General features: G+C 71.1%; 15 protein-coding genes. 9 read left to right on the top strand and 6 right to left on the bottom strand.

What is annotated here, in order from left to right:
• Positions 1 to 347: 347 nt before the first annotated feature.
• Together AC5L38_RS42070 and AC5L38_RS42065 are read left to right on the top strand one after the other, a co-directional pair.
• On the top strand, positions 348 to 836 hold the full coding sequence (locus AC5L38_RS42070) for a MarR family winged helix-turn-helix transcriptional regulator (RefSeq protein ID WP_495248424.1): 489 nt from the start codon (positions 348 to 350) through the stop codon (positions 834 to 836).
• Positions 805 to 3,564 carry a PEP/pyruvate-binding domain-containing protein gene (locus AC5L38_RS42065; protein WP_495248423.1) on the top strand — a complete coding sequence of 920 codons (2,760 nt, stop codon included), beginning with the start codon at positions 805 to 807 and terminating at the stop codon, positions 3,562 to 3,564. The genes AC5L38_RS42070 and AC5L38_RS42065 overlap by 32 nt, the downstream gene beginning before the upstream one ends.
• Positions 3,565 to 3,672: 108 nt before the next feature.
• Here the strand turns inward: AC5L38_RS42065 and AC5L38_RS42060 are convergent, their stop codons facing one another.
• From AC5L38_RS42060 to AC5L38_RS42045, 4 genes are all read right to left on the bottom strand, one after another.
• Positions 3,673 to 4,725, bottom strand: coding sequence for a LacI family DNA-binding transcriptional regulator (locus AC5L38_RS42060; RefSeq protein WP_495248422.1), 1,053 nt, complete (start codon positions 4,723 to 4,725; stop codon positions 3,673 to 3,675).
• Positions 4,726 to 4,843: 118 nt separating this feature from the next.
• The gene (locus AC5L38_RS42055; RefSeq protein WP_495248421.1) at positions 4,844 to 5,800 is read right to left on the bottom strand and encodes an ATP-binding cassette domain-containing protein; all 957 of its coding nucleotides are present in this window, start codon (positions 5,798 to 5,800) and stop codon (positions 4,844 to 4,846) included.
• Positions 5,797 to 6,795 carry an ABC transporter permease gene (locus AC5L38_RS42050; RefSeq protein WP_495248420.1) on the bottom strand — a complete coding sequence of 333 codons (999 nt, stop codon included), beginning with the start codon at positions 6,793 to 6,795 and terminating at the stop codon, positions 5,797 to 5,799. The genes AC5L38_RS42055 and AC5L38_RS42050 overlap by 4 nt, the downstream gene beginning before the upstream one ends.
• Before the next feature lie 5 nt (positions 6,796 to 6,800).
• Positions 6,801 to 7,823, bottom strand: a complete 1,023-nt coding sequence (locus tag AC5L38_RS42045) for a sugar ABC transporter substrate-binding protein (protein WP_495248419.1) — start codon at positions 7,821 to 7,823, stop codon at positions 6,801 to 6,803.
• Positions 7,824 to 8,011: 188 nt separating this feature from the next.
• Here AC5L38_RS42045 and AC5L38_RS42040 point away from each other — a divergent pair, with 188 nt between their 5' ends.
• The 7 genes from AC5L38_RS42040 (at position 8,012) to AC5L38_RS42010 (ending at position 22,419) form a co-directional block, all read left to right on the top strand.
• Positions 8,012 to 9,004: a carbohydrate kinase family protein gene (locus AC5L38_RS42040; RefSeq protein ID WP_495248418.1), complete on the top strand. Its 993-nt coding sequence runs from the start codon at positions 8,012 to 8,014 to the stop codon at positions 9,002 to 9,004.
• Positions 9,005 to 9,303: 299 nt separating this feature from the next.
• Entirely contained in the window at positions 9,304 to 10,593 is a 1,290-nt protein-coding gene (locus tag AC5L38_RS42035) for an ROK family protein (protein WP_495248417.1), read from the top strand.
• Between the two features lie 282 nt (positions 10,594 to 10,875).
• Positions 10,876 to 16,539 carry a ThuA domain-containing protein gene (locus AC5L38_RS42030; protein WP_495248416.1) on the top strand — a complete coding sequence of 1,888 codons (5,664 nt, stop codon included), beginning with the start codon at positions 10,876 to 10,878 and terminating at the stop codon, positions 16,537 to 16,539.
• A gap of 283 nt (positions 16,540 to 16,822) precedes the next feature.
• Positions 16,823 to 17,419 carry a hypothetical protein gene (locus tag AC5L38_RS42025; protein ID WP_495248415.1) on the top strand — a complete coding sequence of 199 codons (597 nt, stop codon included), beginning with the start codon at positions 16,823 to 16,825 and terminating at the stop codon, positions 17,417 to 17,419.
• A gap of 26 nt (positions 17,420 to 17,445) precedes the next feature.
• Entirely contained in the window at positions 17,446 to 18,072 is a 627-nt protein-coding gene (locus AC5L38_RS42020) for a hypothetical protein (RefSeq protein WP_495248414.1), read from the top strand.
• 295 nt (positions 18,073 to 18,367) lie between these two features.
• On the top strand, positions 18,368 to 20,257 hold the full coding sequence (locus AC5L38_RS42015) for a pectate lyase-like domain-containing protein (RefSeq protein ID WP_495248413.1): 1,890 nt from the start codon (positions 18,368 to 18,370) through the stop codon (positions 20,255 to 20,257).
• A 443-nt stretch (positions 20,258 to 20,700) separates the two neighbouring features.
• Positions 20,701 to 22,419: an HAD family hydrolase gene (locus AC5L38_RS42010; RefSeq protein ID WP_495248412.1), complete on the top strand. Its 1,719-nt coding sequence runs from the start codon at positions 20,701 to 20,703 to the stop codon at positions 22,417 to 22,419.
• Between the two features lie 34 nt (positions 22,420 to 22,453).
• Here AC5L38_RS42010 and AC5L38_RS42005 read toward each other — a convergent pair whose 3' ends face one another.
• Both AC5L38_RS42005 and AC5L38_RS42000 read right to left on the bottom strand, forming a co-directional pair.
• Positions 22,454 to 25,654, bottom strand: a complete 3,201-nt coding sequence (locus AC5L38_RS42005; RefSeq protein WP_495248411.1) for a DUF7824 domain-containing protein — start codon at positions 25,652 to 25,654, stop codon at positions 22,454 to 22,456.
• Positions 25,651 to 25,824, bottom strand: a complete 174-nt coding sequence (locus AC5L38_RS42000; protein ID WP_495248410.1) for a hypothetical protein — start codon at positions 25,822 to 25,824, stop codon at positions 25,651 to 25,653. The genes AC5L38_RS42005 and AC5L38_RS42000 overlap by 4 nt, the downstream gene beginning before the upstream one ends.
• Positions 25,825 to 25,848 lie beyond the last annotated feature (24 nt).

Genomic DNA, 25,848 nt, shown 5'->3' with positions numbered 1-25,848 from the left:
ACGACTTCAAGATCCGCGTCTGCGAGGGCACCGACAAGTTCGACGACTGCGGCCGCTGGGGCGACGCCTTCTGACCCACCCCTTCAACCGAACAACCGAACACCGACCCGATCGGTCTCCCACGCTCGACCCGGCCGGCTCCCCAGGGGGCCGGCTTCGTGCTGTTCCCAGGCTTCCGTCCAGGTGTCCAGTGCCACTCCCAGCCCGGACGGTGACCGCAGAAAATCGCGCGCCCCACGGGACATGCGGTCGACCCGCGGACTAATTTCATCACTTGTTGACTTCTTGCTCTCTCCGGCTTAACCTTGCGATGACGGATTAGTTGCAGTGATGCAAGGAGTTGTCCGATGGACCCCGTGGACGGCGCGGAGCTCGACCGGCTGGCCGAGGACATCGGCGACTTCCGGCGGGCGCTGATCCCCGGTCTGCTGCTGCACATGCTGAGCGGGTTCGAGGGCGACGAGCCCTCCATGATCCAGATCGCCACGCTCTACACCCTCGACGAACCGGTCGTCCCGACACTCCGCGAACTCGCCGAGCGGATCAGCCGGTCCGTCTCGGCCACCAGCCGCCTCGTCGACCAGCTCGTACGGCGAGGGCTGACCGAGCGCCGGGAGGACCCCGACGACCGGCGGGTGCGGCGGATCGCCCTCACCCCGGCCGGGACGGATTTCCTCCGCACGTTCGAGCGCGTCCGGGCCAACGCCCAGCTCGAAGTCATGGCCCATCTCACCGCCGAGGAACGCGAGCTCGTGACCCGGGCCATGACGCTTCTCGGCGAAGCCGCAAGGAGACGACGCACCCATGCCCAAGCCGCTCATCCTGAGATTCGATGACATCGGGGCGGAGACGCTGCCCCTGGTCGGCGGCAAGGCCGCCAATCTCGGCGTGCTCACCACCGCCGGGTTCCCCGTTCCCCCCGGTCTGTGCCTCACCACCGAGGCCTACCGCAGGGTCACCGAGCGAGCGGGGCTGGAGGAGGTGCTCGCGGCGCTCGCCACGACGGCCGCCGGGGACGTTCCCGCCCTGAACGCGCTGGCCGGGAAGGCTCGCGAGCTCGTGCTCGCCGCACCGGTCCCCGACGACATCGCGAGCGCCGTACGGAACAGCGCGAACGGTCCCGTCGCGGTCCGTTCCTCCGCGACCGCCGAGGACCTGCCGCACGCCAGCTTCGCCGGGCAGCAGGACACCTACCTCAACGTGGTCGGCGCCGACGCCGTGCTGGACGCGGTCCGGCGGTGCTGGGCCTCGCTCTGGACCGACCGGGCCGTCGCCTACCGGACCGCGAACGGCATCGACCACGACGCGGTGCGCCTGGCGGTGGTCGTCCAGGAGATGGTCCAGTCGGAGGTGGCCGGGGTGATGTTCACCGCCAACCCGGTCACCGGGCGGCGGCGCGAGGCGGTGATCGACGCCAGTCCCGGTCTCGGCGAGGCCGTGGTCTCCGGCGCGGTCAACCCCGACCACTTCGTGGTCGACACCGCCACCGGCCGGATCACCGAACGCCGCCTCGGCGACAAGCGGCTGGCCGTACGGTCGCTGGCGGGCGGCGGGGTCGAGCACGTCGAGACCCCCGCGACCTCGACAAACTCCACGGACTCCACGGACTCCACGGACTCCACGGAGAACGCCTGTGTCACCGACGCGCAGCTGGCGGCGCTGGCCGAGCTCGGCGACCGGGTCGAGCGGCACTACGGGGCGCCCCAGGACACCGAGTGGGCGATCGACTCCGGCGGCGTCCTCTGGCTGACCCAGTCGCGCCCCATCACCACGCTCTACCCGATCCCCCACCACGGGGAAGGCGACGTCCCGGACACACGACCCCGAGACCCCGAACCCGGCGGCACGCGGATCTACTTCTGCTTCAGCCTGGCCCAGGGCCTCTACCGGCCGATCACCCCCATGGGCATGTCGGCCTTCAGGCTGCTGTCGTCGTCGGCGTTCGGGGTTCTGGGGATCCCGGTGGCCGACCCGGTGGCCGGGGCCCCCCTCATCGCGGAGTCGGGCGGGCGGCTGTTCTTCGACATCACCGGCCTCATGCGCGGCAGGGTGGGCCGGGTGGCCTTCCCGAAGGTGCTCGACCTGATGGAGGCCCGGTCGGCGAAGGTGCTGCGCGGCCTGCTCGACGATCCCCGGTTCGGCGTCACCCAGCCCTCGCTCCGCCCTCCCCTGCGCCGGGCGTTCAGGATCGCGTCCCGCTTCCGCGTTCCCCACCGTGCCGTACGGGCCCTGGTCGACCCCGCGTCGGCGCACCGGGACGTGGAGCTGCTGGACGCGCGCCTCCGGAGGGAGCTGGCCGCGCCCGGGAACGCCACCCCGGCCCAGCGCCTCGACCACGTCGAGCGGGTGCTGAGCCGCCGGATCTTCCCGCTGCTGCCGACCATCGCCCCGGCGGCGGCCGTCGGGTTCGCGATGCTCGGCCTGGCCGCCAGGGCGCTGGGTGAGCGGGCCGGGCCCGGCGAGCTGCAGACGGTCCTGCGCGGGCTCCCGCACAACGTGACCACCGAGATGGACCTGGCGTTGTGGCGGCTGGCCACCCGCGTCCGCGAGGACCGCGAGGCCAGCTCCCTGCTGCTGGGCACCCCCGCCGCCGAGCTGGCCGAGCGCTTCCGCACCGGATCGCTTCCCGACGTGGTGCAAGAGGGCCTGGCGGCCTTCCTGTCCGTCTACGGCGTCAGGGCGGTCGCCGAGATCGACCTCGGGCTGCCGCGCTGGTCGGAGGATCCGACCCACATCATCGGCGTCCTGGCCAACTACCTGCGGCTGGAGGATCCCGCCCTGGCCCCCGACGCCCTGTTCGCCAAGGGCGCCGCCGACGCCGCCCTCATGATCAAGACCTTGAGCGGGCGCGCCGGGGGTCTTCGCGGACGGTTCGTCCGCTTCGCGCTCGGCAGGACCAGGGCGCTGGCGGGCCTGCGCGAGATGCCCAAGTACGCCATGGTGACCGCGCTGGCCTCGATGCGGGCCGAGTTGCTGGCCGTCGGCGTCGAGCTGGCGGCGCGCGGGGTGCTGTCGCGTGCCGACGACGTCTTCTTCCTGACCTTCCGCGAGGCCAGGGCGGCCCTCACCGCCCCGCCCTCCCCGGGGTCCCCGGCCGGTGCCGCGCGCCCCGTACCTGCGGATCTCGTGGCGCGGCGGCGCGAGGAGGCCGCCCGCGAGCTGCGCCGCAGGCACGTGCCCCGCGTCCTGCTGTCGGACGGCACCGAGCCGGAGGCCGTCGCCGTACGGGCGCCGGTGGACGGGGCGCTGGTCGGCACCCCGGCCTCGGCGGGCACCGTCACCGGCATCGCCAGGGTCGTCCTCGACCCGGTCGGCGCGCACCTGGAGCCCGGGGAGATCCTGGTCTGCCCCTCCACCGACCCCGGCTGGACGCCGCTGTTCCTCACGGCGGGCGCCCTGGTGATGGAGATGGGCGGCGCCAACTCCCACGGCGCCGTGGTGGCCCGCGAGTACGGGATCCCGGCCGTGGTGGGCGTGAACAGGGCGACCGAGCACATCGTCACCGGCCAGGAGATCACCGTCGACGGCACCTCCGGCGCCGTCCTCGCCACCGCCTCCACCTGAGCGCGGACGCGGCCCGCGAGGGCCGGGCACTCAGACGAGCGCCGGAACCGCGCCCCGCGAGCCGAACGCTCAAACGGGTGCCGACACCGCTCGCCGCGAGCCGAACGCTCAGGCGGGTGCGGAGACCGCGCGCCGCGAGCCGGGCACGGCCGGAGGGGGGATCTCCCCGGAGCCGCGGACGACCAGGCGGGTGGGGATGACGACCGTCCGCGCCCTGGAGCGCTCGCCGTCCAGCCGGGCCGTCAGCAGCCTGGCCGCGGCCTGGCCGATCGCGACGGGATCCTGGGCCACCACGGTCAGGGCGGGCTTCAGCACCTCGGCGAGGGGCAGGTCGTCGAAGCCGACCATGGCCACGTCCCTGCGGCCGAGCCGGGCGAGGCCGAGGATCACGCCGGTCGCGGCGAAGTTGTTGGCGGCGAAGACCGCCGTCGCCGGGTTCTCGCCGCCGACCAGCCTGGTGACGGCCGCCGCCGCGGCCTCGTGGTCGTGCCCGATCTCCACCAGGGCCCGGTCGAAGCCGATCCCGGCCTCGGCCAGCGCGTCGCGGTAGCCCTGGAACCTCTCCTTGCGGGTGTAGAGCGCGGGCAGGTCGCCGACGAAGGCGATCCTCCGGTGGCCGTGGGCGATCATGTGCGCCACCCCCGTACGGGCGCCCTCGCGGTTGGAGCTGACGACGGAGTCGGCGGCCAGCCCCGCGGCGGGGCGGTCCAGGAAGACCAGGGGCAGCCCGGCGGCCCGCTCCGCCCGCAGGTGACGGTGGTCGCCGTCGGCGGAGGGCACCACGATGAGCGCGGTGACCCTCCGGGCCAGGAGGGTGGAGATCAGCGCGCGTTCCCGTTCGGCGGTCTCGTCGGAGGAGCCGACGATCAGGGTGAGGCCCCGGGCCCGCACCTCGTTCTCCAGGCCGCCCGCGACCGTGCCGAAGAACGGGTTGCCCATGTCGGGGATGACCAGCCCGACCGTGGAGTCGCGGGCGCCCACGCGCATGTTCCTGGCCATGAGGTTGGGCTGGAACCCGAGCCTTCCCATGGCCTCCAGGATGCGCTCGCGGGTCTCCCTGGCCACCGGGCCGTCGTCGTTGACCACCCGCGAGACGGTCTTCGCCGTGACACCGACCTCCCGGGCCACGTCCGTCATGGTGGCGCGGCGAACCTTGGACATGGGTCACCGTTCTTCTCGTCGGGGGCGCGGCGTCGCAAACAGGCTAAAGGGTGACCGCTGCGCTCCGTGTCCGGCCCCTCTCTCTTAGCCTGCCCGGCCTGCCCGGCCTCTCCGGACGTCAGGAGAGGCCGATGGCCCGTGCCGCCTCCTCGTCCCTGACGACCGCGCCCCTGCCCGCGTCGACCTGCAGCGCCCCGGTCATGATCGCGACGACCTCGGCCATGCTGTGGTCGCCCGGCCTGATCTGCGCGACCCTGCGCCCGAGCCGCTGCACGTGGATCCGGTCGGCGATCTCGAAGACGTGCGGCATGTTGTGGCTGATCAGGATCACCGGCAGGCCGCGGTCACGGACCCGGCGGATCATGTCGAGCACCTGCCCGGACTCCTTGACCCCCAGCGCGGCGGTGGGCTCGTCCATCACCACCACCTGGCGGGCCCAGGCGACCGCGCGGGCCACGGCCACCCCCTGCCGCTGGCCGCCGGACAGCGACTCGACCGGCTGCGTGAGCGAGCGCAGGCCGATCTTGAGGTCGGCCATGTGCCGGGCCGACTCCTCTCGCATGCGCTTCTTGTCGAGCATCCGGAAGATCGTGCCGAGCGGCCCGGCCCGGCGCACCTCGCGTCCGAGGAACATGTTGCCGGCGATGTCCATCGAGGCGGCGACCGCGAGGTCCTGGTAGACGGTCTCGATGCCGTGCCGCCTGGCCTCCAGCGGGTCGCGGAAGCGCACGGGCCTGCCCGCGAGCATGATCTCGCCCTGGTCCGGCTGGAGGGCGCCGGTGAGGGCCTTGATCAGGCTCGACTTCCCCGCGCCGTTGTCGCCGATGACGGCGAGCACCTCGCCGGGCATCAGGTCGAAGTCGACGCCGTCCAGGGCGACCACGTGCCCGTAGCGCTTGACCAGGCCGCGCGCCTGCATGGCCGGTACGACGCTCTCCGGCGCGTCGCCCGCGGGAACGCCGCTACCAGGAACCCCGCTCCCGGGAACCCCGCTCCCGGGAACCCCGCTCCCGGGAACGCCGCTCCCGGGAACCCCGCCCGCAGGAACGCCGCCCGCCGTCGGGTCGCCGCTCATCGGTTCCTCCTTCTGGACAGCTGGTCCACGGTGACCGCCAGGATGACGAGCACGCCGGTGATCAGGGTCTGGTAGATGGACGGCACGCCCATGAGCTGCAGGCCGTTGCGGAAGACGCCGACGATCAGGGCGCCGATCAGGGTGCCGATGACCAGCCCCCGGCCGCCGAACAGGCTGGTGCCGCCGAGCACCACGGCGGTGATGCTGTCGAGGTTGTCGGTCTGCCCGGCCTGCGGGTCGCCGACCCCGGTCCGGGAGACCAGGAGCAGGGCGGCGATCCCGTACACGAGACCGGCCACGGTGTAGACGCCGACGGTCAGGCGGCCGGTGCGGATGCCGGTGAGCCGGGCGACCTCGGGGCTGTTGCCCAGCGCGTACACGTGCCGCCCCCACGCGGTCTGGCCGAGCATGTACGTGAAGATCAGGAAGAGCGCGATGGTCAGCACGGAGCCGTAGGTGACGCCGGTGCCGCCGATCTGGAAGGTCTGCCCGAGGAACGTCATCTCCGGGGGCAGGCCGGTGACCGTCTGGTCCTGGGAGTAGATGTGCGTGAGGGCGAAGGCGATGTTGAGCATGCCCAGCGTCACGATGAACGGGGGCAGCGGGACGACAGTCACCAGGAGGCCGTTGAGCGCGCCGAACGCGGCGCAGACCAGGATGCCCGCCGCGATCGCGAGCAGCGGCGGCAGGCCGCCCTCCACGGCCAGCTTCGCCATCACGATGCCGCCGAAGGCCATGATCGCGCCGTTGGACAGGTCGATCCCGGCGGTGAGGATGATCAGGGTCTGGCCGATGGCCAGCGTGCCGACCACCATCACCTGCTGGATGATCAGCGAGAAGTTGCCGCCGCTCAGGAACTGCTCGCTGTTGAACGAGAAGAAGACACAGGCGAGCAGGAGCGCGGCCAGCGGGCCCACGGTAGGGGTGGTGAGCAGCCTGCGTCCCGCGGAGGGTTCGGCCGGCGGGGCCGCCCTGGGCGTCTCGGTGACGGTCACGGCCCTCAGCCCCAGCAGTTCTGCAGACCGAACGCGGTGTCCTTGGCCTCCACGCCGCTCGCGGGCCTGTCCGTGATCAGGGTGACGCCGGTGTCGGTGTAACCGGACGCCTTGGCACCGCCCTTGCCGAACGCGACCACCGCCTTCACGCCCTTCTCGGCCATCTTCAGCGGGTACTGCTGCGAGGTCGCCGCGATCTGGCCGGACCGCACCGCCTTGGTGCCGGTGCAACCGCCGTCGACCGAGACGATCAGCACGTCCTTCTCCCGGCCCTTGGCCTTCAGCGCGGTGTGGGCCCCCAGCGCGGCCGGCTCGTTGATCGTGTACACGACGTTGATGTCCGGTGCCTTCTGCAGGCAGTTCTCCATCGCCGTCTGTCCCTTGGACTGGTCACCGGCGGTGTCCTGGGAGCAGACCACCGACGGATCCCCCTCCGCGATGCCGTACCCCTTCAGGAAGCCCTCGTGGCGCAACCGCCCGACCGCCACCCCCGGGGCGAGGTCCAGCGTCGCGATCTTCGCGGGTTTGCCGGCCATCACCGCCTTGGCGTACTGCCCGATCAGCTCCCCCGCCCTGAAGTTGTCGGTCGCGAACAGCGCGTCGGTGGCGTCCTGCGGCTCGGTGGGACTGTCCAGGGCGATGACCGTCACCCCGGCCGAGCGTGCCTTCTGCAGCGCCGGCACGATCGCCTTGGAGTCGCTCGGCGTGATCAGGATGCCCTTCACCCCGGCCGCGACCATGTTCTCGATCGCGGTGATCTGACCGGCGTTGTCGCCGTCGAACTTGCCCGCGGCGCTCAGCAGCTCGGCGCCCTCCGCCTTCGCCGCCGCCTGGGCCCCCTCCTTCATCTTGACGAAGAAGGGGTTGGTCTCGGTCTTGGTGATCAGCCCCACCTTCACCGCGGCGTCCCCGCCCGCCCCGGCGGAGCTTCCCGCCGGGAACGTGCCGTTTCCACCGCAACCGGTCAGGCCGGTCATGACCACGGCGGCGCAGGCCGCGAGCGCGGCGGCGCGAGTGCCAGTCGACATCGAATACTCCCGGGTCCGTGGGCGGACTCATGTCAACGTTGACATATGTCAACGTTGACATCCATTGCCAAGGATGATGAACTCCCCCGCGAAAAACGTCAATGCCCTCCTGCTGTAATGAGGCGGCAATGTCATCGAAGCGTCCGGCGCGACGGCCGGCGAACGCGTCCCCAGGAAAGGCAGGGGCCATGCCCTCCACCCAGGTCGCCGTGCTCGGCGAGTGCGTCGCCGACGCGTTCGCCGCCGACGGCTCGGAGAACGAGCTCACCCTGCGCGTCCTGCCCGGCGGCGGTCCGGCGAACACCGCGGTGGCCCTCGCCCGCCTCGGCACCCCCGCCCGCTTCCTGGGCCGCCTGTCGGGCGACTCCTTCGGCACCCTGTTCCGCGCGCACCTCGGCGCCTCGGGGGTCGATCTGACCGGCTGCGTCGACGCCGCCGAGCCGAGCACCCTGGCGGTGGCCACCCTGGACGGGGCGGGGCAGGCCCGCTACTCCTTCCACGCCGACGGCGCCGCCGACTGGGCGTGGAGCGCGGCGGAGCTGACCGGCGAGCGGATCGGTGACGTCTCCTGCCTGCACACCGGCTCGCTCGCCCTGGTGCGCGCGCCGGGCGCGGAGGTCGTCGAGGAGGCGCTGGCCGCGACCGCCGCCCGCGCCACGATCTCGATCGACCCCAACGTGCGGGCGGTGCTCGTCGACCCGGCCGTCTACCGGGAGCGGATGCCCCGGTGGTGCGCGACGGCCGACATGATCAAACTGAGCGACGACGACCTGGAGCACATCCACCCCGGCGAGCCGGCCGAGCGGGTCTGCGACACCTGGCACGAGGCCGGGGTGCGCCTGGTCGTGGTGACCCGCGGCCCGCGGGGGGCGCTCGTCTCCGTCGCCGGCGAGCGCGCCACGGTATCGGCCCCGCCCACGACGGTCGTCGACACCGTCGGCGCCGGAGACTCCTTCACCGCCGGGCTCCTGCACCGGCTGCGCGTCTCCGGCCTGCTCGGCGGGCGGCTCGACCGCCTCGACCTCGACCTCGCGGTGGACGCCGCGACCTTCGCCGCCCGGGTCGCCTCGCTCACCTGCTCGGTGGCCGGGGCCAACCCTCCGTGGGCGCGCCGGCCGGCGGACGCGACGGCCGCGAGCGGCTCCCCCCACCTCGTCGTCACCGGCGACGAGGCGCCCTGACCCGGGGGTTCGACGAGGCGCCCCGCCCCGGGAGTTCCGGCACGTGCACGAGGCTCGCGTACTCGCTCAAGAGACCGACGGCGTAAGGCTCGCGCGCCCGCCCAAGAGACCGACGGCGTGAGGCTCGCGCGCCCGCCCGGTAGGCCGACGGCGTGAACGTAACAACCCGGCAACAGACAGCCGGCTCATCTACCTGCACATATCCGAAGATGTCAACTTGTTACCTCCCAAAAAGGTCCACACCGGACACGCGCATGTTACAAACCCCAATAGTTGATTGCTGAGATAAACGAAAGGCGGTGACTCGCGTGACCCAGGAGCACAACGTCACGTACGCCGCCCGCACCGCCCTTCCGAGCAGCTCCCCCATGATGCGCCAGACCAATCTCTCGTTGATCCTGCGCCACCTCCGGGACCACGCGTCACAATCCCGCGCCGACATCGCGGAGGTGACCGGCCTGCACCGGGCCACGGTCTCCAACCTGGTGTCCCAGCTGATCGACCGGCGCCTGGTCCGGGAGGTCGACACCGAGCACGTCGGCGCGATCGGCCGTCCCAGGCGACCCCTGGCACTGGACGGCACGCACGTCGGCGCGCTGGGCCTGGAGATCAACGTCGACCACATCTCGGTTCACGGGTCCGACCTCGGCGGGCGGGTCCTCGTGGAGCACCGGACCGGCTTCGACGCGATCGCCGGCGGGCCGGATCGCGCGCTGCGCGTGCTCGGCGGGATGGCCCTGGAGGCCGTCGAGGAGATGGAGCGGGCCGAAGCCGTCCCGGCCGGTATCGGGGTGGCGGTCCCCGGCCTGGTCGACGTGGCGCGCGGCGTCGTGACGTTCGCGCCCAACCTGGGCTGGCGCGACCTGCCGCTGGCGGCGCGGCTGTCGGCGGCACTGGGCCCGTGGAGCGTTCCAGTGTCGGTGGGCAACGACGCCAACCTCGCGGCCGTGGCCGAGCACACCTCCGGCGTCGCCGCCGGCACCCCCCATCTCGTCTACCTGACCGGCGACGTCGGCGTGGGCGGCGGCATCTTCGTCGACGGCCGGCCGCTCCGCGGCGCGGACGGCTTCTCCGGCGAGGTCGGGCACCTGCCGGTCGACCCGGGCGGCGCCCGCTGCGGCTGCGGGCGACACGGCTGCTGGGAGACCAAGGTGGGGCTGTCCGCGCTGGTACGGACGGCCATGCCCGACCAGGCCGGCCAGCCGGCCGGCCGGCCGGTGACCGACCCCGAGGAGCACGCGACGAGGATCGCCGAAGGACTGGCCGCGGGCGACCGCCGGATGACGGACGCGGTCGCGCAGATAGGGCGCTGGCTCGGGCTCGGCGGCTCGATCCTGGCCAACCTGTTCAACCCGCGGGTGATCGTCGTCGGTGGTTACTTCGCCACGCTCGCCGAATGGCTGCTGCCCCACGCCCAGGCGGAGCTGGAACGGCTGGTCGTGGCCGGCTCCGCCAGCCGGTGCCGGTTCGTCGCCTCCGACCTCGGCTTCGGCGCCGCCTCCCGGGGCGCCGCGAGCATGGTGGTCAACCGGCTCCTCGACCATCCGACCATGATCATGGACCCACCCCCCCGGCTGTCGGTCATCTGACGGCCCCCAAAAGCCTGGAGGCGGCACCCTCCAGCCACTGCAGTACCAACCTCATGTAACAAGTGGCACCGTGCGGCGGCGCGCGCTTTGCCTGACACCCCCCCAGTCAGGGTTTACCTGACACTCCCCAGTCAGGGAAGGAATCCCCCCATGTCACCACGTTCTCGAACGTGGGCCAGGTTCTCAAAGATCCTGCCGAAAACCGAAAACCGCTCCCTACGCCGGACGGCGGCGACGGTGGCCCTGGCCCTCGTCGTGCCCCTGGTTCCCGTCTTCACACTCATGACGTCGCCCGCGAACGCCACGGCGTCGTCGGCGAACGCCGCAGACCCGGCCTTCAGGGTCCTGGTCTTCTCCAAGACCAGCGGCTTCCGGCACGACTCGATTCCCGAGGGAATCGCCGCGGTCCAGAAGCTCGGCCTGGAGAACAACTTCGCGGTCGACACGACCGAGGACAGCGCCCAGTTCACCGACGCGAACCTGGCGAAGTACCAGGCCGTCATCTTCATGTCCACGACCGGTGACCCCGTCACCACGCCGGACCAGAAGGCCGCCTTCGAGCGCTACATCCAGGGTGGCGGCGGCTTCGCCGGCATCCACGCGGCGTCCGACAGCGGCTACAACTGGGAGTGGTACGGCAAGCTCGTCGGCGCGTACTTCAAGTCGCACCCGGCCACCCAGCAGGCGAAGGTCGTCACCGAGGACCTCGCCCACCCGTCGACCTCGCACCTGCCGACCTCGTGGACCCGCGTCGACGAGTGGTACGACTTCCAGGCCAACCCGCGCAACAACGTGCACGTGTTGCAGTCGATGGACCAGAAGTCCTACACCGGCTCCACGCAGGGCATCGACCACCCGATCTCGTGGTGTCAGGACTACGACGGCGGACGCTCCTGGTACACCGGCCTCGGCCACACCAAGGAGAGCTTCGTCGAGCCGAACTTCACCAAGATGCTCCTCGGCGGCATCAAGACCGCCGCGGGCGCGGAGAAGGCCGACTGCTCGGCCTCGCAGAGCGGCAGCTTCGACAAGGTCACCCTTGACGACAACACGGCCAACCCGATGATGACCGACATCGCCAAGGACGGCCGTGTCTTCTACATCGACCGCCTGGGCGACGTCAAGATCATCAAGACCACCGGCTCGACCGTGACCGCCGGCCACCTGAACGTGTTCACCGCCAACGAGAGCGGTCTGCTCGGCCTGGCGCTGGACCCGGACTTCGACACCAACAAGTGGCTGTACCTCTTCTACTCGCCGAACGGCCAGAACGTCGACCGGCTGAGCCGGTTCACGGTCAACGGCGACGCGCTCGACTTCTCCAGCGAGAAGGTCATCCTCGACGTGCCGGTGCAGCGGGCCGAGTGCTGCCACCACGGTGGCGGCATGCTCATGGACCACAAGACCGGCGACCTGTGGCTCGCCACCGGTGACAACACCAACCCGTTCGCCTCGGACGGCTACACGCCGATCGACGAGCAGTCGGGCCGGTCCGCGTGGGACGCGCAGCGCACCTCGGGCAACACCAACGACCTGAGCGGCAAGCTGCTGCGCATCACCCCGCAGGACGACGGCACCTACACCGTCCCGTCCGGGAACCTGTTCCCCGCGGGCACGGCCAAGACCAAGCCCGAGATCTACGGCATGGGCTTCCGCAACCCGTTCCGCATGGGCCTGGACCCGAAGACCGGTCACGTCATGGTGGCCGACTACGGACCCGACGCCGGTGCCGCGAGCGCCACCCGCGGTCCGCGGGGCACGGTCGAGTGGAACCTGGTCAGCAAGCCGGGTAACTACGGCTGGCCGTTCTGCGTGGGCGACAACACCCCGTACATCGACTACAACTTCGCCACCAAGGTGTCGGGCTCGGCGTTCAACTGCGCCGCGCCGGTGAACGACTCCCCCAACAACACCGGCCTGACCACGCTGCCCCCGGCGATCGCGGCGTCGATCCCGTACACCGGCTCCACCAACCCGAACTCCTTCCCGGAGCTCAACGGTGGCGCGCCGATGGCGGGCCCGGTCTACCGCTACGACGCCGACCTGCAGTCGACCGTCAAGTGGCCGGCCTACTGGGACGGCAAGGCGATCTTCGGTGAGTGGAACACGAACAAGATGTTCTCGTTCCAGCTCAACGAGGCCGGCACCGCCCAGATCAAGATCAACCAGATCCTGAGCTCCCTGAGCTTCAAGCGCCCCATGGACATCAAGTTCGGTCCCGACGGCGCGCTGTACCTGATCGAGTGGGGCTCCGGCTTCGGCGGCGACAACGCCGACTCCGGCATCTACCGCATCGAGTACGCCAAGGGCACCCGCCCGCCGGTCGCCCGCATCGCCGCGGACAAGACCGACGGACCGACCCCGCTGACCGTGCAGTTCTCCAGCCAGGGATCGAGCGACCCCGACGGCAAGCCGCTCACCTACGCGTGGGACTTCGACGGCAACGACACCGTCGACTCCACCGAGGCCAACCCCTCGCACACCTACACCGAGGCCGGGCAGTACAGCGCGGTCCTGACCGTCAGCAACCCCGACGGTCTCAGCGGCACGGCGAACCTGCCGATCACGGCGGGCAACAGCCGCCCGAAGGTCACCTTCGAGCTGCCGCCGAACGGCGCGTTCTTCGAGTTCGGCGACCAGGTGAACTACAAGATCGTGGTCACCGACGCCGAGGACGGCACGGTCGACTGTGACGACGTCAAGATCCAGGCGTACCTGGGCCATGACAGTCACGGTCACCCGCTCGACCAGCACGAGGGCTGCGAGGGCACCATCCAGACGCTGTCCGACAGCGGCCACGGCATCGACGACAACCTGTTCTACATCCTTGAGGCCACCTACGCCGACAAGGGCGGCTCGGGTGGCGGCCAGTCGCTGACCGGGCGGGCCGAGGTCATCCTCCAGCCCAAGCGCAAGCAGGCCGAGCACTTCTCCTCGACCGGCCGGGTCGCGAACGGCACGGGCACCGACGCCGCCGGCGTCCAGCCCGAGGCGGCCACCGACCCCCAGGGCGGCAACCAGAGCATCGCCTTCACCACCGACGGCGACTACTGGGCCTACACCCCGATCAACCTGACCGGCATCTCCAAGGCGCGCTTCCGGGTCGCCTCGGGCGGCGCCGGCGGCACCGTGCAGATCAAGGCGGGCAACGCCGACACCGGGACCCTGGTGGGCTCGGTCGACATCGCGCCGACCGGCGGCTGGCAGACGTACCAGGACGTCACGGTCGACCTGACCAACGTCCCGGCGACGACCGGCCCGCTGTTCTTCATCATCCGCAAGCCGGCGAGCGCGGCCAACGACGCCTACCTGCTCAACGTCAACTGGGTCGACTTCATCGGCCAGGGCGCCACCGACAACCAGCGCCCGACGGTGACCGCGTCGGCGACCCCGGTCACGGGCGTCGCACCGCTGAAGGTCGACTTCACCTCGACCGCCACCGACCCCGACAACAACACCCCGCTCACCTACAAGTGGAACTTCGGCGTGAACGGCTCGCCCGAGCCGGCCACCGCCAACGCGAGCCACACCTACAACGCGCCCGGCACGTACACCGCCACGGTGACCGTGACCGACACCAAGGGTGCCTCGACGAGCAAGACCATCTCCATCAAGGTGGACCCGCCGAGCACCACCTGCTTCACCGGTCGTTCCGACGACTTCCTGGGTACCTCTCTGGACCGCGACCGCTGGTCGGTCGTCCGTGAGGACCAGAACCTGAGGGTGGCGGACGGCAAGCTCATCCTGCCGACGTCGCTGACCGACATCTACGGCACCGGCGCCGGCACCACGACCAACATCACGCTGCAGCCGCTGCCTCAGGGCGCCTGGACCGCCACCACCAAGGTGACGATGGTCGCCAACCAGCAGTACCACCAGGCCGGCCTGGTGGTGTACGGCGACGACAACAACTACGCCAAGATGGTGCTCCAGGGCCGGAGTGCCACCGTCGACCACGCCGCTCGTATCTTCCAGTTCATCCGGGAAGAGAACGGCGTGCCGAACGAAGTGGCGGCGAGCAACACCGCCAACCTCGGTGACGCCTTCCCCGACACCTACTACGTCCGGTTCATGAGCGACGGCACCAACCTCACCGCTCATTACTCGGCCGACGGCACCACCTTCACCGCCATGCCGGAGACCAAGGCGCTGGCCGGGATCACCAACCCGCGCATCGGTCTCATCTCGTTCGCGAACAGCGGTACCAGCAAGCCGGTTATCGACGCCGCGTTCGACTGGTTCCACATCAGCCCCGACGACACCGCCGGTGCGGTGGAGCCGAGCGACGAGTTCAACGGCACGTCCCTGGACCCCTGCCGCTGGAACGCGATCGTCCGTGGCGACTCCTCGGCCACCCGGGTGACCGGCGGCAACCTGGAGATCGACACCCAGACGGGCGACATCTTCGGGACCGGCAACTCCAACCCGAAGAACTTCATCCTGCAGACGGCGCCGAGCGGCGACTGGACGCTGGAGACGAAGGTCGACGGGTCGGCGCTCAGCGAGCAGTACCAGCAGGGCGGCCTGATCGTCTACGCAGGTGACGACGACTACGTGAAGCTCGACTTCGTCATGGACAACGCCGCGGGTTCCGCGGTGTCGCGACGGATCGAGCTGCGCAGCGAGGTCGCTGGAACCGTCCTGAACCCGCAGCCGCAGATCGGCTCGCTCACCCAGGGCGTCTGGCACCTCCGCCTGAAGAAGGAGGGGACCAGCTTCAAGGGTTCCTACTCCGCCGACGGCACCGCGTGGACCGAGTTCTCCGAGGCGGTGACCAACACCGCCGTCGGCAACGGCAAGATCGGTGTCTTCGCCATCGGCACCTCGCAGCAGGCGTCCAAGACGGTCAAGTTCGACTACTTCCGCCTCAACGGCGGCGGCGGTACGGACGACTCGACCGCTCCGGTGACCACGGCCACCCCCGACCCGGCCCAGCCGGCGAGTGGATGGTTCAACAGCCTGGTGCTGGTCGCGCTGGCCGGTGCCGACGAGGCGCAGGGCAGCGGTGTCGACAAGACCGAGTTCCAGCTCGACGGCGGCGCCTGGACCACGTACCTGGAGCCGGTGGTCATCACCGGTGACGGGGACCACACCCTGGCGTACCGTTCCGTCGACAAGGCGGGCAACGTCGAGACGGCCAAGACGCTCGCCGTCAAGGTCGACGCGACCGCGCCCGTCACGACCGCGGACTTCCTCCCGGTCGGCCAGGACACGGTGCCGGTGACCCTCGCCGCGGCGGACGCCACGTCCGGCGTGGAGAAGATCGAGTACGCCCTCGACAGCGGCGACTGGACGCCCTACACCACGACGGTCAACGTCACCGGTGCGGGCGACCACGAGCTGCGCTACCGCGCCACCGACAAGGCCGGCAACGTCGAGGAGACCAAGGCCGCGACCATCAAGATCGAGGACGGCGGCACCGAGCCCACCATCCTGATCTCCGGTGTCGCGGACGGTACCGAGTACGGCGACAGCCAGGACCTCACCATCGCCTGGGAGGTCGCCGGGACCGGGGTCAAGACCGTGACCGGCACGCTGGACGGCCAGCCGTTCACGTCCGGGACCGTCCTGCAGCTCCACAAGCTGGCCCTGGGCGAGCACAAGCTCACCGTCACCGTCGAGACCGAGTCCGGCAGCAAGCACGAGCAGTCGGTCACGTTCAAGACGGTCACCTCGACCGACGACATCTCCGCCCTGATCGAGCGCTTCGAGGCGGCCGGGCAGCTTTCCGCCACCGGTGCCGCGAAGCTCCAGGACAAGATCTCCAAGGTCATGGTGTCCGAGGACAAGGAGCGCGAGCGCGACAAGAAGAAGATCGTCAAGAAGCTTGAGCGCTTCATCGAAGCGGTCAACGACCCGAAGATCGTCTCCAACGCCGCGGTGAAGGCCACGTTCCTGCGTGACGCCAACGCCCTGATCGTCGCCAACGGCGGCACGCCCGTGTAAGCGGGGCCACGGCCCCGGCCAGGAGGTGCCGGGCTCGCTTCCCTGAGCCCGGCATCCCCGATGGATCCGTAGTCGGGGTGCCCCACGACGCGGGGCACCCCGTTCCGCGCTCCGGCGGCGCCGGGTCCGGCGGACACCCGCCGGACCTGTCGCTGCACCCACCGTCACCTAACCGGCCGTCACCGCCTCAGGCGGGGCCAAACCCGCTGTCACCGAACCCGCCGTCACCGCCCCGGGCGGTGCCGAACCCGCTGTCACCGAACCCGGAAGGGAATCACGACCCGTGAACAAGGCCCTGAGATACGCCGCGGCCATCCTGCTGGCCGGGCTCGGGCTGCTGCTCGGCGCCCCGGCCGCCTCCGCCGCACCCGCCTCCGTACCTGCCTCCGCCTCCGCCTCCGCACTCACCTCCGCCGCGCCCGAGTCACCCATCGCCCTGGAGGTCGCCGGAGACGGCGCCCGCAACGTCAACGTGCTGTTCACCTGGAGGAAGGACGGCCGCCCGGTCACCGACATCGTCGCGGCGACCCTGCTCGCGAAGGCGCCCGACGGCCGTACCTTCGGCCCGATCCCGCTGAAGTCCGCGCCCGAGGGCCAGAACCTCTACAACGCGGCCGAGCCGCTCCCCGCGGGTGAGTGGAAGGTCACCGTGACCGCCACCAAGCCCGCCGAGGCCCGCAAGTCGGCGACCGTGAAGGCACAGGACATCAAGCTCCCCGCCGCGGCCGCGCCGGCGTCCAGCGCGGCCCTGGCCGAACGCGCCGCCCAGGAGAGCTCGTCCGACGACCTGCCCCTCCAGATCGGCGTCATCGCCGCCGCCGTGCTGGCCGCCGTCGGCGTCATGGTCGTCCTCGTCCGCCGCCGGAACGTCTCCGGCTGACCCTCGGGGGCAGGAGACACTACGGCATGCCTTCCTTCGAGCAGGCCGACGAGCTCGATCAGGCCGTCGACGAGTTGAGTGCCCGCGTCCACACGATGTTGCGCGACGGTGGTCTCGACGCCGGCCCCCTCGTCGAACTGGCCCGCCTGGCGGAGGAACGGGACGTGCCCACTCCCGTCACGCGAGAACTCCTCGAACGCCCCGCCACCGGGTTGACGGCCGCCGACCTGACCCGGCTGGGCGAGGCCCTTCTCGACGCGATCGGCTTCTGGCCGACCTTCGCCCTGGAGCCGGGTCTGCTGGTGCCACTGGAGGAGGCGCTGGAGGTCGTGGAGCGTGACCTCCGTGCCGCGGGGATCACCGGGCCGCTTCGGATGATCGTCTCCGGCCGGGACAGCATGAGCTTGGCGCGGGTGGAGTTCCGGGGCATCTGCCACGGCAACGGCCTCTGGCCCGGAGGGGACCTCCGAGACGTGGCCGACGCCACCCAGGACGTGGTCGTGGAGGCGACGCGGAAGATGTGGCCCGCCTGTCCCGTACACGACCGGGGCCTGCTCGCCGAGCGGGAGAACGAGATCGCCGTGTGGCGCTGCACGAGCGGCGGAACGCACACCGTCGCACCGGTGGGCGAACTGCCGCCCGGACACCGTTAGCGGTCCGCGACTCCGCGAAACCCGGCGCGGTTCGATCCCACCGGCCATCGGTCATCGGCGTTTCGGCCGCTTCTCATCCGCCGCGACGATCTGCAGGACCCGCCCGGCCGACACGGTTCGTGCACTTGTGCTTCGACCAGTTCACGCGATAGAAACGTACCAATTCCTTCAACCCTTGATACAAGTCTTGCGTCTTATTCGAGAGAGCGCTCTCACGGTTCGGCGGTGTCGGCCGCCGTCGAAGGATCTCACCCCCCGAACAACCGCTGCGCACGCAGCGGAAAGGACGAACCGTATGACGACCAAGCCTCCCGGTGCCGGGAGTGTGACGACGCGGCACCCGCGCCGTCGGCAGATCGTCGGTCGAGCGCTGGCGTTCGGTCTCGTACTCGCGACCGCCGTCATGACGACCGGAACACATGCCACCGCCGCGTCGTCGGCCCCTGGCGCCCCCGATCTCGGGCCGAACGTCACCGTCTTCGATCCCAGCATGCCCGTCAGCTCGATCCAGGCGACCCTCGACGCGAAACACGCCGCCCAGGTCGACAACGAGATGGGCACCACGCGCCACGCGTACCTCTTCAAGCCCGGCACCTACGGCACCGCGGAGCAGCCACTCCAGATCAAGGTCGGCTACTACACCGAGGTCTCCGGCCTGGGCGCCTCGCCCACCGACGTCGTCATCAACGGCAAGGTCGAGGTCTACAACCGCTGCCTGGAGGGCGGCGGGACCGGCAACTGCCTCGCGCTCGTCAACTTCTGGCGCACCCTGTCCAACCTGTCGATCAACATCAACGCGGCCGGCCAGGACGGCTGCCGGGGGTCGGCGAACTTCTGGGCCGTCTCCCAGGCGGTGTCCCTGCGCCGTCTCAACATCAACAGCGGCACCCTGTCGCTCATGGACTACTGCACCGCCGGCCCGCAGTACGCCAGCGGTGGCTTCATCGCCGACTCCAAGCTGCCGTCCGTCACGAACGGATCGCAGCAGCAGTGGCTGACCCGCAACAGCGAGGTCGCCGGTTGGTCGAACGCCGTGTGGAACCAGGTGTTCTCGGGCACCGTCGGCGCCCCGGACGACTCGGCGTTCCCGAACCCGCCGTACACCACCCTCGACACCACTCCCCTCAGCCGTGAGAAGCCCTACCTGTTCGTCGACGAGCAGGGCGACTACAACGTCCGCGTGCCCGCCGTCCAGAAGGACTCACGCGGCATCACCTGGGCCAACGGCATGACCCCGGGTCGCACGCTGCCGATCGGCGACTTCTTCATCGCGAAGCCGTCAGACTCGGTGAAGACCATCAACAACGCGCTCAAGAGCGGCAAGCACCTGCTGCTCACGCCCGGCGTGTACGACATCGAGAAGAGCATCGACATCGAGCGGCCGGACACGGTCGTCCTCGGCATCGGGCACGCCACGCTGACCGCCGTCAACGCCTCGACCCCGATCGAGGTCGACTCCGTCCCCGGCGTGATCGTCGCCGGCGTGACCATCGACGCGGGTCTCAAGAAGTCGCAGGTCCTGCTGAAGGTGGGCAAGAAGGACAAGAGGAGCCACAGCACGGCGGAAAACCCGATCACCCTGTCCGACGTGTACTTCCGCGTCGGCGGACCCCACGTCGGCAGGACCAACACCGCGCTGGAGGTCAACAGCGACCACGTGCTCATCGACCACACCTGGGTGTGGCGCGCCGACCACGGTGTCGAGGGCTTCACCGACACCCAGCGGTGGAACACCAACGACGGCCGCAACGGCGCCATCATCAACGGCGACCACGTGACCGCGACCGGCCTGTTCGTCGAGCACTTCCAGCGGCACAACACCATCTGGAACGGCGAGGACGGCACGACGATCCTCTACCAGAACGAGCTGCCGTACGACCCGCCGACCCAGGCCGACTGGATGGACGGCGACGTCGAGGGCTACGCCGGCTACAAGGTGGGCAGGCACGTCAAGAGGCACCTCCTCTACGGCGGCGGGGTCTACGTCTTCAACCAGAACAACCCGCAGATCCACACCGAGAACGGCTTCGAGGTCCCGGAGACCCCGGGCGTCAAGCTGCACCACATCATGACCGTCAACCTGAGTGCCGGAATCATCGACCACGTCGTCAACGGCGTGGGCGAGGCGGCCGACATGACGAAGGTCGGCGCGCCGGTCTACATCACGGACTACCCGGCCCCGTAGGACCCGCCCCGGTGGGCCGGAATCTCCGGACCCGGCCCACCGGGGATCTCTCGGGCGGCTTGTCGTACGGCGAGATCTGACCGACCGCCCTTTCACCGGTGGTTTGCCGACGGAGAGCCGAACACCTGCCATCTGCCCCGGGCCCGCGGCGATCATGTGCCGCCGTCGTCGAGCACGCCACCCACCGCGTCCGCACTCTCGGCGCCACCGGGATCGCCAACCCGGCCGCGATTTCGTCATGGCTCCGCAAGACGCGGGCGACACGGCCAGACCCCTCCCCCATGACCGGGACACCGAGTTCACCGCGGTCACCCATCCGGTCTTCCGGGTGATCACCACCTCGTCGCGATCAGCGGCCCCTCTCCGCCGCCGGAACGCCTTTCTGCCAGGAGATGTTCATCCCGCGTCCCGTTTCCCTCCCCGGTCCCGGGTAGGGGCCCGGCATGCGCTATCACGTTCTGGCCTGCGATTACGACGGAACGCTGGCCGCAGAGGGCCACGTCGACGACGACACACTGGACGCGCTCGAACGCCTCGCCCGCTCGGGGAGGCGGCTGGTCATGGTGACCGGCAGGGAGATCGAATCACTCACCCGGGACTTCGAGCGGCTGGACCTGTTCGACCTGGTCGTCGCCGAGAACGGGGCCGTGCTCCACCACCCCAGCGAACAGAAGAGCTCGACCCTCGCGGAGGCGCCGCCCGAGGCGTTCGTCGAGCGCCTGCGCGAGCTGGACGTGGAACCGCTCAGCGTCGGCTCGGTGATCGTGGCCACCTCCGAACCCCACGCCGAGACCGTTCTCGACGTCATCCGCGAGCTCGGCCTGGAGATGCAGGTCATCTTCAACAAGGGCGCGGTGATGGTCCTGCCCTCGGGTGTCAACAAGGCCACCGGCCTGGCCGCCGCCCTGGCCGAGCTGGAGATGTCGGCGCACAGCACGGTCGGCGTGGGCGACGCCGAGAACGACCACGCGTTCCTGGCCGCCTGCGAGTGCGCGGTGGCGGTGGCCAACGCGCTCCCCGCCGTCAAGGAGCGGTGCGACCTGGTGACCGAGGGGGAACGCGGCGCCGGGGTCGTCGAGCTGATCGACCGGATCGTGGAGAACGACCTGGCCGACGTGGACGTGGCGCGCCACCACCTGCTGCTGGGCACCGGTGACGAAGGAGAGGTGCGCTTCCCGCCGTACGACATGCGCGTGCTGGTCGCCGGACCCTCGCACAGCGGCAAGTCCACCGTCACCGCCGCGCTGCTGGAGCGGATCACCAAGGCCGGCTACCAGTTCTGCCTGATCGACCCCGAGGGCGACTACACCGACGGGATCGAGGGCGCGTCCGTGCTCGGCGACGTCCGGCGCGCGCCCACCCAGGAGGAGATCCTGCAGGTGCTGCAGGATCCCGGACGAAGCGTCGCGGTCAACCTGCTGGGCGTGCCCCTCGACGACCGGCCAGGCTTCTTCCAGGACTTCCTGCCCCGCCTGTCGGCGCTGCCGGCCGGCTCCGGGCACCCGCACTGGCTGGTGGTCGACGAGGCCCACCACATGATGCCCGACGGGTTCAAGCTGCAGTCGGTGGAGATGCTCCGCGAGATAGGCGGGCTCCTGCTGGTCACCGTGCACCCCGAGGCGGTCAGCGAGGCGGTCGTCCAGACCCTCAACACGGTCGTCGCGGTCGGGGACGAGCCCGGCGGCGTCCTGGGCGCGTTCGCCGCCGCCACCGGCCACGACGCCCCCGGCGGGGATCTCTCCGACCTGCCGACCGGGGACCTGCTGTTCTGGGAGCTCGACGGCGAGCCGGTCAGGGTCCGGCTGGCCCCGCCGGAGGAGGAACGCCAGAGGCACCGCCGCAAGTACGCGGCCGGCGAGCTCGGCGAGGACTCCAGCTTCTACTTCCGCGGCCCCGAGAACGCGCTGAACCTGCGATGCGGCAACCTGACCGCGTTCTGCCGCATCGCCGACGGCGTCGACGAGGACACGTGGAACCACCACCTGCGCCGGGGCGACTACTCGCGCTGGCTGGCCGACAGCGTCAAGGACGAGGAGCTGTCGGCCGAGGTCGCCGAGGTCGAGCAGGACCCCGGCGATTCGGCCGACGACGCCAGGAAGCGGGTGCGCGAGCTCATCGAGGCCCGCTACACCGCCCCCGCCGAACCGAGCGGGATGGTGTGAACCGCGCCGGGGTGACGCACCCCGGCGCGGTTCGTCATGACGTGGCTCCGGTGAGCTGGGTGTGAAGTCGCCTGCACTCGTGGACGAAACGGATCGTCCGGCGGCCGCTCGCGAACCCGGCGACGACCGGGATCTCCCCGCGCGCGCCGGTCCAGCGTGCCACGTCGGCGGCGAAGGCGACGAGCTCGGTGTGGGTCACGGTGATGCGCCGCCCCTTGCCCGGCAACATCTCGGGCAGCAGGGCGCGCAGCATGCGCCACACCTCGTGGTGGCCGCCGGCGTCGGCCAGCTCGCTCAGGGCCGCGACGGCGGGGCGGGTCTCCAGCCAGGTGCGGCGCAGCACCAGCGCGAGCTGGCGGCCGATCGCCTCGGCGGGCAGGTCGCCCCTGGCCGCCATCCGCAGGACCAGCGGGATCGTCCCGGGCACGCCGCTACCCAGCAGGAAAGCGATGATCACCGCTGTCGCCTCGCTCACGGGGCCGTCGCAGGCGGCCAGGCGGGACAGTTCCGCCGGGCCCACGCTCGCGTACCAGTGGCTGCGGAGCACGAACGGCAGCATGTTCACGGCCACCACCTCGCGGTGCGAGGGCAGCGTGGCCGGCCACCCGCCGATCCCGCTGCCCAGGTGCTCGCCCGACCAGTCGAACGGCTGCCGCAGCAACACCTCGTCGATCAGCTCGTCGCCGGTGGGCGTGGCCCGTAGCACCGGTGTCAGGCGGACCTGGGTGAAATGCTCGGGTTCGCCTTCGCCGAACTCGACCATGGACGCGTTCACCATGTGGGTCCACCGGAGACCGCACTCCGGGTCGGGCATCCCCTGCCCCGCCAGCCATTCGGCCGCCCTGCGCGCCGCCGCGGAATCGATCTTCGCGGCCCGGTCGGCGGCGTCCGGGTGGCCGCCCCGGGGCAGCCGCAGCAGTGCCTGCGCCAGATCGGCCCGCAGCGGTTCCACGCCCGCGGCGGCGCAGGTCTCCAGCCGCTCGACCAGCACGTCGGGGTCGAGGTGGCCGGTCGTCCAGGTCGGCGTGGCCAGCAGCACGGGCGGCATGGTCCCGTTCCTGAGGGCCTCGGCGAGTTCCGCGTAGCGGTGCAGCAGGAAGTCGTGGGGCGGGGAGACGCGGTTGGGGTGGGGCAGCCGGTTGCGCCGCCGCCACTCGGCGTGCTCGGGCAACTCCTCGGGCATGAAGGAACGCAGCCGGGGCGGGACGAAGACGACGGTCACCTCCAGGAGCGGCTCGTCCGGGCCCGGCGGGGGCACCCGCTCCCCCGCCCGCATCGCCGCGATCCGGGCGGGGTCCACCCCGAGCTCGGCCATGCGCTCGTAGGCGCGATCCAGGGTGGAGGACGGCATGGCCTCCACGGAGTCGTCGTACAGGACGCCGGGCCTCGTCCGCGCCGGAGGAAGGCGATCCGGCGGCCCGGCGTCGTGGATCTCCTCGTGGCCGGTGCCGGAAGGCCGCGGCCGTTCGACGTCGGTGGGGGAGCCGTACAGGTGGATCCGGCCCCCGGCGAGGGGGATCCGCTGATCGCCCTCGTGGGCCACCGCCCCGCCGGGGCCGTCGTCGCTGGTCCAGGTGATGAAGAAGGCGCGCATCGGGGCGTCGTCGTCGAGGTAGCGGCCGGGCCGATATGCACCGCCTATCAAGAACCGCCGGGGCCCTGACTCCGGGGCGGGCTCCTCGCCACGGGTGAGGACGCGTACTCCCACGGAGTGGTTCGCGCTGTCCCAGAACTTCTCCGGTTCGATCGGCGGCAGCTCCGGCACGCTCCCGGGAGTGACGAGCTCGGCGGACAGCGCCGACTGCCAGTCACCGGAGCTGAGGCGCACCTCCCTGGACTGCCAGTAGCCCGGGTCGTGCTCGACGTGGGGCTTGAGCTTGCCGCGCAGTTGCGCCCGGCCGTCGGCGATCCCCGCGACGAAGGCCGCCAGCCAGCGCTCCTGGCCGGCCCAGCAATCGCGATTGCTCGGGAAGATCGACGGCTCGGGGAACCGCTCCGGTGAGGGCACCTCGGGCAGCGGCGGGAACTCCTTGCGCTCCAGCAGTTCCTCGGCCGGGGTCTCCCCGCCGAACCGCTCGGCCAACTTCACGCCCAGGTCGGCGGGGAGCTGGGGGATCGCGTCGAGGATCACGTCGGTGTGGCCGTCGAACAGGCCGGCGTGTTTCAGGGTCAGCTCGGCCGCGCGGTTGCGCACGTCGAAGGACTTGTGCGCGTACGCCGTGGTCAGCGCGGTCACGAGATCGGCGGCCACCTCGGGAGTGGCCCGGATCGCCTGGTCGAGCCAGCGCAGGCCCGTGGCGGCGAGCTTGGCCTCCTCCCGGAAGGTGAGCGCGTCGACCGCCTCGACCAGGTCGGCGTGGTCGAGCGGCATCGCCCCGCGCACCTGCCCGGCGGCCAACTCGGCGACCGTGCCCGGAGCCGACGGCAACAACCGCAGGTAGTCGCGCAGGCGGGGCGCGGACTCCGCGGGCGTGGGGTCGAGGAGCGTGTGCAGCCGGACGAAGAACCGCAGGTCCTGCGCCTCGCCGCCGCGCAGGAAACGGCTCACGCAGCCGTCGAGCACCTGTTCCCTGGGCAGCTCGCGGGCGGCGGTGGCCAGCCAGCGGGTCGGCCGGGGCTCCAGCCGCTCGTCACGGAGGGCGCGGCCCGCGCCGTCGGCGTCGAAGACGCGAGGCAGCAGCACGGGGGTCAGCGGGTCGCCGACCACGCTCGGCGCGGCCAGCCAGGCGGCCACCAGCGGGTCGTGGTCGGGCGGCACGGCGCCGGACTCGCGCAGCAGCGCCACGGCGAGCGGCGCGATGCGGTCGGCGGGACGGCGCACCCGCCGGGCCAGCCGGACCGCGACGTCACGACGCCACTCCTCGGGGCGGGCGGCCGCCACCCGGCACACCCGGGCGACGTTGAGGTCCCTGGCCCAGCGGCGGTTGACGTCGCGGCCGGTCATCCACGTCACAGTGGCCGCCGGGCCGGTGATGACGCCGACACCGGTCAGCAGCAGCCCGTTGGCCAGCTCGTCGAGCAGGTCGCCGACCTCCCAGGAGGCCATCTCCTCGAAGTCGTCGGGATGGGCGGCGCGCACCCGCTCGGTGCGGGCGCGGCGCAGCTCCTTGACGAGGCCGGGCAACAGCCCGCTCAGCTCGGCGCGCTCCTCCTCGGTGAGCGTGACCAGCCGGTCGGCCAGGCGGGCGCCCTGGTCGCGGGTGACCAGATCACAGATCTCGGTCCAGAGGGTCATCGGGAGACCTCCACGGCGGCGTGGGCCGCCTGGGTCACCACGCCGCTGAAGAACCGGGGGGCCACGGCCGGGCCGGACAGGGCCCGCCCGCCGGAGGTTGCCGATCCGGGACGACCGTCGACCAGGGAGGAGGGCGCGGCGTATGTGTACGCCTGCGTCGCTGAAGTCATGGCCGGGACGTTAGATCACCCCAC

The organism is Streptosporangium nanhuense, assembly GCF_059358815.1.
Note: the sequence above shows the minus strand (reverse complement) of the source record. Positions and strands in the feature narration are given on the sequence as shown.

Bases quoted from the DNA above. Each gene is read 5' to 3' on its own strand.
- AC5L38_RS42070 (WP_495248424.1), top strand. From the start codon at position 348: ATGGACCCCGTGGACGGCGCGGAGCTCGACCGGCTGGCCGAGGACATC.
- AC5L38_RS42065 (WP_495248423.1), top strand. From the start codon at position 805: ATGCCCAAGCCGCTCATCCTGAGATTCGATGACATCGGGGCGGAGACG.
- AC5L38_RS42060 (WP_495248422.1), bottom strand. From the start codon at position 4,725: ATGTCCAAGGTTCGCCGCGCCACCATGACGGACGTGGCCCGGGAGGTC.
- AC5L38_RS42055 (WP_495248421.1), bottom strand. From the start codon at position 5,800: ATGAGCGGCGACCCGACGGCGGGCGGCGTTCCTGCGGGCGGGGTTCCC.
- AC5L38_RS42045 (WP_495248419.1), bottom strand. From the start codon at position 7,823: ATGTCGACTGGCACTCGCGCCGCCGCGCTCGCGGCCTGCGCCGCCGTG.
- AC5L38_RS42040 (WP_495248418.1), top strand. From the start codon at position 8,012: ATGCCCTCCACCCAGGTCGCCGTGCTCGGCGAGTGCGTCGCCGACGCG.
- AC5L38_RS42030 (WP_495248416.1), top strand. From the start codon at position 10,876: ATGACGTCGCCCGCGAACGCCACGGCGTCGTCGGCGAACGCCGCAGAC.
- AC5L38_RS42020 (WP_495248414.1), top strand. From the start codon at position 17,446: ATGCCTTCCTTCGAGCAGGCCGACGAGCTCGATCAGGCCGTCGACGAG.
- AC5L38_RS42015 (WP_495248413.1), top strand. From the start codon at position 18,368: ATGACGACCAAGCCTCCCGGTGCCGGGAGTGTGACGACGCGGCACCCG.
- AC5L38_RS42010 (WP_495248412.1), top strand. From the start codon at position 20,701: ATGCGCTATCACGTTCTGGCCTGCGATTACGACGGAACGCTGGCCGCA.
- AC5L38_RS42005 (WP_495248411.1), bottom strand. From the start codon at position 25,654: ATGACCCTCTGGACCGAGATCTGTGATCTGGTCACCCGCGACCAGGGC.
- AC5L38_RS42000 (WP_495248410.1), bottom strand. From the start codon at position 25,824: ATGACTTCAGCGACGCAGGCGTACACATACGCCGCGCCCTCCTCCCTG.